Annotated in this window: 11 protein-coding genes and 1 tRNA gene; 3 read left to right on the top strand and 9 right to left on the bottom strand. The window is 70.9% G+C overall.

What is annotated here, in order from left to right:
- The 7 genes from TA90_RS08165 to TA90_RS08140 all read right to left on the bottom strand — a co-directional run.
- Window positions 1-1,457 (bottom strand): MFS transporter (locus tag TA90_RS08165; protein ID WP_074015357.1); only part of this gene is annotated, 1,457 nt, incomplete at its 3' end.
- A gap of 46 nt (window positions 1,458-1,503) precedes the next feature.
- Window positions 1,504-2,898: an ABC transporter permease gene (locus TA90_RS08160; RefSeq protein WP_043535714.1), complete on the bottom strand. Its 1,395-nt coding sequence runs from the start codon at window positions 2,896-2,898 to the stop codon at window positions 1,504-1,506.
- Window positions 2,895-3,704: an ABC transporter ATP-binding protein gene (locus tag TA90_RS08155; RefSeq protein ID WP_052450666.1), complete on the bottom strand. Its 810-nt coding sequence runs from the start codon at window positions 3,702-3,704 to the stop codon at window positions 2,895-2,897. The genes TA90_RS08160 and TA90_RS08155 overlap by 4 nt, the downstream gene beginning before the upstream one ends.
- A 1-nt stretch (window position 3,705) precedes the next feature.
- Window positions 3,706-3,969, bottom strand: coding sequence for an efflux RND transporter periplasmic adaptor subunit (locus TA90_RS13250; RefSeq protein WP_052450665.1), 264 nt, complete (start codon window positions 3,967-3,969; stop codon window positions 3,706-3,708).
- Complete coding sequence (locus tag TA90_RS08150) at window positions 3,921-4,748, bottom strand: biotin/lipoyl-binding protein (protein WP_052450664.1); 828 nt, start codon at window positions 4,746-4,748, stop codon at window positions 3,921-3,923. The genes TA90_RS13250 and TA90_RS08150 overlap by 49 nt, the downstream gene beginning before the upstream one ends.
- Before the next feature lie 403 nt (window positions 4,749-5,151).
- Complete coding sequence (locus TA90_RS08145; RefSeq protein WP_052450663.1) at window positions 5,152-5,688, bottom strand: GNAT family N-acetyltransferase; 537 nt, start codon at window positions 5,686-5,688, stop codon at window positions 5,152-5,154.
- A gap of 90 nt (window positions 5,689-5,778) precedes the next feature.
- Window positions 5,779-5,852: transfer RNA gene (locus tag TA90_RS08140), tRNA-Gly, on the bottom strand.
- 148 nt (window positions 5,853-6,000) lie between these two features.
- Here TA90_RS08140 and TA90_RS08135 point away from each other — a divergent pair.
- The 3 genes from TA90_RS08135 to trxA all read left to right on the top strand — a co-directional run bounded on the left by TA90_RS08135 (window position 6,001) and on the right by trxA (window position 7,978).
- Entirely contained in the window at window positions 6,001-6,432 is a 432-nt protein-coding gene (locus TA90_RS08135) for a (deoxy)nucleoside triphosphate pyrophosphohydrolase (protein WP_043535713.1), read from the top strand.
- Window positions 6,433-6,754: 322 nt separating this feature from the next.
- A complete protein-coding gene (locus TA90_RS08130; RefSeq protein ID WP_043535712.1) occupies window positions 6,755-7,456 on the top strand; it encodes a TetR/AcrR family transcriptional regulator in 702 nt (233 codons plus the stop codon).
- A gap of 126 nt (window positions 7,457-7,582) precedes the next feature.
- Entirely contained in the window at window positions 7,583-7,978 is a 396-nt protein-coding gene (gene trxA / locus TA90_RS08125) for a thioredoxin (RefSeq protein WP_043535711.1), read from the top strand.
- Between the two features lie 123 nt (window positions 7,979-8,101).
- Here trxA and TA90_RS08120 read toward each other — a convergent pair whose 3' ends face one another.
- Window positions 8,102-9,166 (bottom strand): aspartate-semialdehyde dehydrogenase, encoded by a 1,065-nt coding sequence (locus tag TA90_RS08120; protein ID WP_147513433.1) that lies wholly within the window; start codon window positions 9,164-9,166, stop codon window positions 8,102-8,104.
- On the bottom strand, window positions 9,163-10,265 hold a 1,103-nt coding region (locus tag TA90_RS08115; protein ID WP_043535709.1), incomplete at its 5' end, for an aspartate kinase. The genes TA90_RS08115 and TA90_RS08120, both read right to left, overlap by 4 nt.

Raw genomic sequence — 10,265 nt, 5'->3', positions numbered from 1 at the left:
TCACCGACGGATCCCCCGGGGCCGGGGACCTCCCCGGACCCCGCGCCCCCTGCCGGCACGTCGGGGTCGGGCGACCCGGTGGGATCCCCGGACGCGGCCTCGGCGCGCTTGAGCACGCGGTAGGCCCGCCCGTCCGCGAGCGCCCGGCGCCCGTCGGGGATCGAGAAGGCCACGGCCACGACGACCAGCGTGATGACACCGGCGGCGACCAGCAGCGACTCCACGCTCACCCGGTCGGCGAGGGGACCGAAGACGAGCATCCCCAGGGGCATGCCCACGGCGAACACGATGGAGACGAAGCTGAAGACTCGGCCCATGTACTCCGGGTCCACCTTCTCCTGGAGCAGGGTCATGGAGGGGGTGGAGAAGAACGGCACGGCGATGCCCGTGAGGAACATGAAGGCGTAGAAGACCCACAGGTTCGTCGACAGGCCCAGAGCGATCGACAACAACCCGAAGCAGACGCAGGCGACCATGATCATGTGCTCGCGTGAGCGGCGCGTGAACCAGATCGACACCGCGGCGCCCGCGAGCGTCATGCCCACCGAGAAGGCGATCTCCAGGGCGGTGAGCATCCAGACCTCGTCGCCGAAGCTGCGGGTGATCATGAGGGGCGTGAGGAACGAGGGCGCGACCGTGAGCACGAAGATGATCCCGTACACGGTCATCAGCCAGCGCACCACGCTGTTGCCGAAGGTGTAGCGCACACCCTCCACCAGGTCCGTCAGGTACGAGGACGCCTCCTCCGCCGCCCTGCGCAGTGTGGGCACCGGGATGAAGGAGAGGATCGCGATGCCGATCGCGGCCGTGACCACGTCCACGAAGAACGTGGGCACGATGCCCCCGGCCGCGAACACGGCGCCCGCCGCTGCGGGGGCGAGCAGCGCCATGGCCGACTGGATCGTGGTGTTGATCCCGTTGACCCGCATGAGGTGGGCCTGGGGGGTGAGCTGTGGGATGACGGCCGCGACCGCGGGGGTCTGGAACCCCGCGCCGACGGAGCGCACGGCGACGGCGGCGTAGATGAGCCACAGGTCCCGGTGGCCCGCACCCATGGCCAGGGCCAGCGCGAGGGTCGTCACCGCGATCGTGGCGTCGGCGGAGATGATCAACACCTTGCGGTTCACGCGGTCGGCGAGGGTGCCCCCGAAGAGGGAGACCAGGGCCTGGGGTAGGAAGGCGAAGACGGCGTAGGCCATCATGACGGTGCCGGACTTGGTCTCCAGCGTCAGGTACCACATGACGGCGTACTGGACCAGGCTCGACCCGAACAGGGAGATGGTCTGGCCCGTCAGGAAGAGCGCGATGCGGCGCTTCCAGGCGGGATCCGCCTCCGAGGGGGAGGCGGCGGGGACGCCAGCAGCTGAGGGCTCGGCAACCTCCTGCGGAGCACTGCCGTCCTCGGGCGGGAGGGGGGTCCCGGACTGGGTGGGGTTCTCGGATGGGGGGTTCTCCACCCGGCGCAGTCTAGCCGGTCGCCCGGGGGCCCTCAGAAGAGGGGCGTCAGTACCGGATCGCGTCGATGGGCTTCACACGGATGGCCGCCAGGGCGGGGATGATCCCGCACAGGGCGCCCACGGCCGTCGCGATGCCCACCCCCGCGACCGCCGCCGAGGTCGGGAAGGGCGGTCTCTCCTGGAGGTAGATCCCCATCTGGTCCAGCGGCACCACCCGCAGGACGACGATCGCGAGCCCGACGCCGATGACCCCGGCCACGAAGGTGGCGACCACCGACTCCAGGAACACCGCGAAGAACACCCGGGCGGCGGAGGCACCCATCGCGCGTCGGATCCCGATCTCGCGGATCCGCTGGCGCACGGTGACGACGGCGACGTTGAGGAGGCCGAGTGCGCCCAGGAGGACGACGATCGCCCCGATGGCCATGATCACGGCGCGGATCGTGCCCAGCGTCTCCTGGCCCGAGTCGAAGTCCTCCCCTCCCATGGCGTCGACCTGCCACCCCTCGCCGAGGACGGCCGCCAGCGCGGCGGGAAGGGTCGTGCGCGCCTCGTCGGCCTGGTCCTCGCCCGCCCACACGTACATGCTGGCGGAACCCGTCCCCTGCTCGTCCGTCGGCTTCATGATCTGCCAGGAGTCGTAGGGCAGGTACACCACGGGGGACTCCCACGCCCCCGTGGACCTCAGGACACCCACCACCCGCAGCTGCTGGGTCTGGGTGCCCGTCGTGGACAGCACCAGTGGGTCGCGGATGTCGGGGCTGCCGAAGTACTGCCACAACGCCGCATTGATGACCACGGGCGTCACCCGCTGGTTGACGTCGCCGGAACGCAGCCAGCGCCCCTGCTGCGTCTCCAGGCGGAAGATCGTGGCGTAGTCCGGGTCGACGGCCTGCACCTGGGGGTCCTGGAACCCGTACTCGGGTGGCTCCACGGGCATGCCGTGGAAGGTGCCCCTGTTCATCACCTCGTTCATCTCCGCCACCTGCAGGTTCCCGTACTCCCCGCGGGACCAGTACGGGATGGAGAAGCGGTCGGCGACGGTGACCATAGCGGCACCGACAGGGTCGTCGACGATCCCGGTCGACTCCGAGGTCCAGCCCGTGTCCCCGGCCGTCCCCTCCCCGTCGACCTGCCCCTCCCCGGTGCCGGAGGACACGGCGATGCCCCCGTCCGAGGAGTGGAACACCTCGTCGCCGGACCCGTCCTGGTCCGTCTGGACCTTCTGCGGCATGAGGGTGAGGGTGACGGAGCGCCCCGACCAGGCCTCCATCATCTCGGTGTTCGACTGGACGATCAGGTCACCCAGGGCGATGACCGTCGACATGGCCGCGACGGCGGCCACGACCCCCACGAGGGAGAGGACCACGCGGGCCTTCTGGACGCGGACCTCGCCCCAGGCCTCCACGAGGGCGCCGACGAGCTGGTTGAGGAACCTCATGAGTCCTCCTCCGGGGTCCGACGCGCGCCGGTGTCCGAACCGAGCGGGACCGTCACCAGGCCGTCCCCGGGCGGCGCGGCGACCGCCTCCCCGCCGATGGTGGGGACCAGCACCTCCCTCGCGTCGGTGACCTCGCGCAGGACGCCCTCGCCCAGGGAGAGGATGCGATCAGCACGCACGGCGACATTGAGGTCGTGGGTGATGACGACGAGGGCGGAGTCGTTCTCCCGCGCGACCTCCTCCAGGAGTGCCATCACCGAGCGGCCGGTGTCCGGGTCCAGGGCACCGGTGGGCTCGTCGGCCAGGATGATCCGCGGACGTCGCACCAGGGCGCGGGCGATGGCGATGCGCTGCTGCTCCCCTCCCGACATCTGCGTGGGGTGGGAGTCCAGGCGCCCTCCCAGTCCCACGCGGTCCAGCATCGCCGCTGCGAGGGTGTGACGCCTCCAGAAGTCGGTCCCCGTGGCGTACAGCAGCGGGACCTCGACGTTCTCCTGGGCGGTGCGGGCGTTGAAGATGTTGAACTGCTGGAAGACGAAGCCGAATCCCCGCCCGCGCATGCGGGCCCTGCTCGCCTCGTGCAGGCGCAGGACGTCGACCCCGTCGACGGTGTAGGTGCCCGAGGTGGGCCGGTCCAGCAGCCCCATGATGTTGAGGAGCGTGGACTTCCCCGTCCCCGAACGTCCCACGACGGAGACCTGCTCCCCCGCCTCCACCGCGAGGTCGATGCCGCGCAGGATGTGCAGGTCCGACCCGTCGGGCAGGACCACGGTGCGGGTCACCCCCGCCAGTTCCAGGAGCGCCACCTCAGCAGCCCTCACCCGTCATCGGGTTGCACTGCATCGCGGTCTCCTGCTCCCCGGGGACGAACTCCAACACCTCCTGGCCCTCACCGAGCCCGTCCTTGACCTCCACGCGTTCGCCGTCACTGAGGCCGAGCTCGACCTGCACCTTCTTCGGGTCGGAGGGGTCGTCGCCGGGGACGTAGACGTAGCCCGTCTCGAAGCGGCCCTCCACGGCCGTCACCGGGAGCGTCTGGACGTCCTCGGCCTCCCCCGCCACCAGGTCCATCTGCACCTGGAGGCCGGGGAAGACCTTCTGGTCGGAGGGGATCTCGCAGGTGGCCAGGATGGACGTGGCGGAGGCGCCCTCGTCCCCGGAGGCATCCCCGCCGGTGGACCCCCCACCGGAGGAGTCCGCCCCCGCCTTGGGGTGACGACCTGGAGGTCCGTGCACTCGAAGGGCGCCGGACCGTTGGTGATGGTGATCGTGGCCGTGTCGGGCACGTCCTGGATGCGGTACATCTGGTCGGGCGTGAGGGTGGCGACGGCGGAGAAGCTCGGGGGCTGGATGCTGCCGAGGCCGTCACCGATGGTGAACTGCTGGCCCATGAGGGCGGTGAGGGTGAGGGTGCCGGCGGCGGGTGCGTTGATCCAGGTGTTCTGCCACTGCGACTCGCCGGGGGTGACGGTCGTGTTGCCGTCAGCGTCGGTGGTGACCGTGTCCTCCCCGGGGATCTCCTTCTGGATGAGGAGGATCGGGTCACCCTGGGCGACGACCTGTCCGTCCTCGACGTAGACCGCCGTCACCTCCCCCTCTCCGGGTGTGCGCACGGGTGTGGCGGTGTCGGAGCGGATGGTGCCCTCCAGGGAGATGGAGTTCGTGATCGTCCCCGTCTCGGCGCTCACCGTCATCTGCCCGTACTGGGCGGTCGGGTCGAGGACCTGCTCCTCCGCGGCGGCGGTGGCCGGGAAGAAGGCGAACTTCACGAGGGCGGCCGCGATGACGGTCCAGACCAGCAACCGGAGGACGGACATCACGGTGGCACCGCGGGATCGGGGGGCGCTCATTGCTGCTCCTGGTGTGGCTCGACGCCGAGTCGACGGGACGGATGGGCACTGCGCGGTGGGATTCCGCACGGACCCGGAGGAGGTGGCGGGCAGGACCTGGGATCCTCTGCCACCTGCCGGGTCCTGGCCAGACTACGCCGCGGGTGGGCGGGATCCGGGCAGATCAGGTTGACCCAGGGTCCGATCAGGGTCGGGTCAGGGTGGGCCGGGGTGGGTCAGGGTGCCCGCGGGACGAAGGAGACGGGACGGCGGTGCCGGGGGCTGCAGGCGGTACCGGGCGGGGACGGGAGGCGGGGCAGCGGCCATCGATCCCGCCGCTGGACGAGGTGTAGCGGGGCAGGCGGCTGAGGCCGGGCCGGGGGGCGACGGCAGGAGCGGTGTGGACCTCCCGCTCCGGAAGCGGTCAGGGCCGCGGCGTGTCCCCCAGAGGCCTGCACATCCGGTGATTGGTCAGGCGGATGCCGTCGCGGACCGGGTGCTGCTCGGCGGTGACGCGGAAGCCGCTGGCCTCGAAGAACGGACGCGCCGTGAGCGACACGTCGGCTGTGGCCTCCGCGGCACCCCGCCGCTGCGCCGTCCGGAGGAGATCGTCCAGCAACGACGTGGCGACGCCACGCCCACCGTGCCGTGGCCCGACGAAGAGCATGTCGACGTGGCCGGACCCGGTTAGACCGGCGAAGCCCACGACCTGTCCGGCGACCTCCGCGACCACTGTGGTCGCGGCGCGCCGGGCCCGGTCCCAGAGGTCGAGGAACTCCGGGGTCTCCCGCTCCCGGGCAGCATCTCCCAACCACGCGGTGATCTGCCTCGGGGTGTAGTCGGCGGCGGCGGTCACGGCGACGGCCTCGCGGAAGACCTCGAGGGTCGCTGCGGCGTCGCCCGTGCCGTAGGGGCGGAGGATGAGGGACGGGGCGCCCGTGGGATCGTCGGTGTGTGCCATTCCTGGTCGGACTCCTGTCGGCCTGCGCGCGCACTGCGTGACGCGCCCCGGGAACGAGAACGGGGGCCGCAGATTCCTGCGGCCCCCGGGTGGAGCGGGCGACGGGAATCGAACCCGCGCTACCAGCTTGGGAAGCTGGAGTTCTACCATTGAACTACGCCCGCAACGTCGCGCCCGCGTCCGGGGCGACCTGACGATGATACCCAAACGACGTCCCTGCGTCCAAGTGGCCCATCGGATCCGTGCCGGACACCCGACCGGTCCCTGAGGTGGGCCCGCACCACCCGACGCGCCCACACCTATCATGGGCCGGTGACCAAGCGCCCCGTCGTCGCCGCGGCGATCCTCGACTCCCTCGCGCACCCCACTCGTCTGCTCTGCGCGGCACGTGCCTACCCCGCGGACCTCGCCGGACGCTTCGAGCTCCCCGGCGGCAAGGTGGAGGACGGGGAGACTCCCCTGGAAGCCCTGACACGGGAGATCTCGGAGGAGCTGCACACCACCCTGACGGTCGGGGCCCCCGTGCCGGGACCGGACGAGGGGTGGTGGCCGATCCTCCAGGGCCGACACATGGGCGTCTGGTTGGCCGAGGTCCACCCCGGCTCCCCGCCACCGCATCTGGGGCCCAGCCACACCGAGCTGCGGTGGGTGCCGCTGGACGAGGTGTCCACCCTGGACTGGATCGGCCACGACCTGCCGATCGCACGCGCCGCGGTCTCGTCCGCACTCGGGCACGCCGCCTGAGGGGCGCGCTCCTCGACGAGGGGCGCAGCCGGGACCCTGGTCGCTCTGGTCGCTCTGGTGGTTCACAGCAGGACTCGCTCCTCGACAAGGGGGCGCGGCCGTGCCGAGTGGAGGACTTCCCACCGAACGGTGGGGGTATAGGGCCACCTCTCGGTGAGAAGTCCACCTCTCGGCGTGCGTCCGGCATCTGCTCGACGCCGGCCCGACGCGTGCCCGACGGGATCGGCCCTTCCACGCCCCAGCAGATCCCGTCCCCGCCCATCGCGGGATGCCACTCCCCCATGCTTGACGACACTGCCGGGGCATCTGTCAGAATGTCCCCATGCCGAAGATCATCGGGACGACGTTGGCCGACCACCGCGAGCTCACCCGGCAGCGCCTCTTCGACGCCCTCGGCGAGCTCCTGGCAGAGCAGTCCTTCGACTCGATCACGATGTCCCAGATCGCGCAGCGCGCCGACGTGGGCCGCACGGCGGTCTACAACCACTTCGCCGACAAGGAACAGCTGCTGCTCGCCTTCATGCGCCACGCCTCGGCCGACTTCGCGGAGACCCTCACCGCCGCGCTGGCGGAGGAGGACGACGTCATCGAGCAGCTGTGCACCTACATCCGCGCCCATCTCGAGCTGCGCGGTCGCTTCCACCTCGCCTCCCACCTCGACCTGCGCTCCATGGTCTCGACCCAGGGCGCCGACCATCTCCGCGACCACGCCGGAGTCGTCGAGCACATCCTCTTCCACATCCTCGAGACCGCGATGGCACAGGGGCGCATCCCCCGTCAGAACTCCCTGGCACTCGTCTCGCTGGTCCTCTCGAGCCTCGCCGGGCAGCTGCTGCCCGTGGACCCGGAGGAGAAGGAGGAGGCCGTGCGCGTGGTCCAGGCCTTCGTCCTGCGCGGCATCGGTGTCCCCGCCGAGGAGTGCCCCCTGCCCCCGGTTCCGCTGGATCCCGGAACGGCCCAGGCCCCGGACACCCCCCGCGGAGGGCCGCAGGCCTTCCTGCGCTGCCCGGTGAGCAGGTCCTGAACGCCCCGGCACCCGGACCGCAGCGCGGTCCTGCGGTCGTGGAATAGTCGCGGGTACGGCATCGTTGAGACACGAAGGAGCCGCGGGACCACCGTCGGCTGGGACGACTGAGCGGAGATCACATCCATGAGCACCGTCGAACTGACGACTGACAACTTCCAGAAGACCATCACCGGCAACGACATCGTGCTGGTCGATTTCTGGGCGACCTGGTGCGGCCCGTGCCGCCAGTTCGGCCCCGTCTTCGACGCCTCCTCGGAGAAGCACCCTGACATCGTCTTCGGCAAGCTGGACACGGATGCGCAGCAGGCGATCGCCACTGCGGCCCAGATCAGCTCCATCCCGACGCTGATGGCCTTCCGCGACGGCATCGCGATCTTCCGCCAGTCCGGCGCGCTGCCGGCCGCCGCCCTGGAGGACGTCATCGGTCAGATCCGCGACCTGGACATGGACAAGGTCCGCGCCGAGATCGCGGCCGAGGACGCCAAGGCCACGGCCTCCGAGGACGACCCCCAGGCCTGAGCGTCCACTCCCCCGCTCCCGGCTGGGCCGGTGTGGGGAGGATTGACGAGGACGGAGCCGCCCCGGACCCTCCGGTCCGGGGCGGCTCCACGTCCGTCGTGCTCGTGTCGGAGTGTCGTGCTCTCAGGCCCCGAGGTCGGCGGCCACCAGTTCCGCGACCTGGATGGCGTTGAGAGCCGCCCCCTTGCGGAGGTTGTCCCCGGCCACCACCAGGACCAGCCCACGGCCGTCCTCGACCGCCTGGTCCTGACGGATGCGCCCCACCAGCACGTCGTCGATGCCCGCACAGGCCAGGGGCGTCGGCACGTCCACCACCTGCACGCCGGGCGCCGTGCCCAGGAGCTCACGGGCCCGGTCCGGGGTGATGGGCCGGGAGAACTCGGCGTGGACGGTCAGCGTGTGCCCCGTGAAGACGGGGACCCGCACGCAGGTCCCCGAGACACGCAGGTCCGGGATGTGCAGGATGCGCCGGGACTCGTTGCGCAGCTTCTGCTCCTCGTCGGTCTCCTCCGAGCCGTCCTCGACGATGCTCCCCGCCAGGGGCACGACGTCGAAGGCGATGGGGGCGACGTAGACCTGGGGCTCGGGCAGGGTCACGGCCCTCCCGTCCAGGGTCAGCCCGGCCAGGTCCTGGTCGGCCCCGGCACGCACCTGCTCCTCGAGCTCGCGCACCCCCTTGAGCCCCGACCCGGACACGGCCTGGTAGGAGGAGACGAAGAGTCGCTCGAGTCCGGCCTCGTCCACGAGGGGCTTGAGGACGGGCATGGCCGCCATGGTCGTGCAATTGGGGTTGGCGATGATGCCCTTGGGGCGCTCGACGATGTCGGCGCCGTTGACCTCGGAGACCACGAGCGGGACATCGGGGTCCTTGCGCCAGGCGGAGGAGTTGTCGACCACGACGGCACCGGCCTCGGCGAAGCGCGGGGCGTACTCGCGCGAAACCGTGGCGCCTGCGGAGAACACGGCGATGTCGACCCCGGACAGGTCGGCGGTGGCCACGTCCTCGACGACGACCTCCCCGTCCTTCCACGGCAGGACCTGTCCGGCGGACCGTGCCGAGGCGAAGAAGCGCACCGACGCGGCCGGGAAGCCCCTCTCCTCCAGGAGCGCGCGCATGACGCGCCCGACCTGGCCGGTCGCCCCCACGACTCCGATGGTCAACCCGTCCACTGCTGCCCCTCCACTCATCGTCCGGTCCCTCCGTACACGACTGCCTCCGACTCGGTGGCGTCCAGGCCGAACGCCGTGTGGGCGGCCTGGACGGCGCGGTCCAGGTCCTCGAGCTTCGTCACGACCGAGATGCGGATCTCCGAGGTCGAGATGAGGTCGATGTTGATCCCGGCGGCCGACAGCGCCCCGAAGAGCTTCGCGGAGACACCGGGGTTGGTCCGCATCCCGGCGCCCACCAGTGAGAGCTTGCCGATGTCGGAGTTGTAGCGCAGCTCCTGGTACTCCAGCTCGTCGCGAGCGGCCTCCAGTGCGTCGAGGGCGCGCTGGGCGTCACCCTCGGGCAGCGTGAAGGTGAGGTTCGCCCTCGTCTGGTCCGTGATCGGGATGTTCTGGACGATCATGTCGATGTTGATGCCGTTCTCCGCGACGATCTCGAAGATCCGCGCGGCCTTGCCCGGCTCGTTGGGGATCCCGGCGACAGTGATCTTGTCCTGGGACCGGTCGTGCGCGATGCCGGAGATGATCGGCTCTTCCACCAGTTCCTCCTGGTTGTGGGCGAGGGCGGCCTCGGGGACGAGACCGGCGAGTTCGGGGTTGGCGGGCCGGCTGGAGATCCAGGTGCCCTCCTTCTCGGAGAAGGAGGACCGCACGTGGAGGGGCACGTCGTAGCGCCTGGCGAACTCCACGGCCCGCAGGTGCAGGATCTTCGCGCCGTGGGCCGCCAGTTCCAGTGTCTCCTCCTGGCTGATGGTGCGCAGCCGGTGGGCCCTGGGGACGATGCGGGGGTCGGCGGAGAAGAGTCCGTCGACGTCGGTGTAGATCTCGCAGACGTCGGCATGGAGTGCGGCGGCGAGGGCGACCGCGGTCGTGTCGGAGCCACCCCGTCCGAGCGTGGTGACGTCCTCGTCCTCGGAGACCCCCTGGAACCCGGCGACGATGGCGACCTGCCCGTCACGGATCGCCCGCGCGATGCGCTCGGGCACCATGCCGATGATCTGGGCGCGCCCGAAGTGGGAGTCGGTGCGGATGCCCGCCTGCGCCCCCGTGTAGGCCTGGGCCGGCACGCCCAGGGCGTTGACTGCCATGGAGAGCAGGGACATGGAGATGCGCTCCCGCC

The organism is Actinomyces polynesiensis, from assembly GCF_000820725.1.
GTDB lineage: Bacteria > Actinomycetota > Actinomycetes > Actinomycetales > Actinomycetaceae > Pauljensenia > Pauljensenia polynesiensis.
The sequence above is the reverse complement of the archived record's forward strand: the minus strand, read 5'-3'. Positions and strand labels throughout refer to the sequence as shown.

Coding starts and splice junctions, on each gene's coding strand:
- TA90_RS13250 (WP_052450665.1), bottom strand. CDS start 3,969: ATGGACCTGGTGGCGGGGGAGGCCGAGGACGTCCAGACGCTCCCGGTG.
- TA90_RS08130 (WP_043535712.1), top strand. CDS start 6,755: ATGCCGAAGATCATCGGGACGACGTTGGCCGACCACCGCGAGCTCACC.
- TA90_RS08145 (WP_052450663.1), bottom strand. CDS start 5,688: ATGGCACACACCGACGATCCCACGGGCGCCCCGTCCCTCATCCTCCGC.
- TA90_RS08160 (WP_043535714.1), bottom strand. CDS start 2,898: ATGAGGTTCCTCAACCAGCTCGTCGGCGCCCTCGTGGAGGCCTGGGGC.
- TA90_RS08150 (WP_052450664.1), bottom strand. CDS start 4,748: ATGAGCGCCCCCCGATCCCGCGGTGCCACCGTGATGTCCGTCCTCCGG.
- TA90_RS08120 (WP_147513433.1), bottom strand. CDS start 9,166: ATGAGTGGAGGGGCAGCAGTGGACGGGTTGACCATCGGAGTCGTGGGG.
- trxA (WP_043535711.1), top strand. CDS start 7,583: ATGAGCACCGTCGAACTGACGACTGACAACTTCCAGAAGACCATCACC.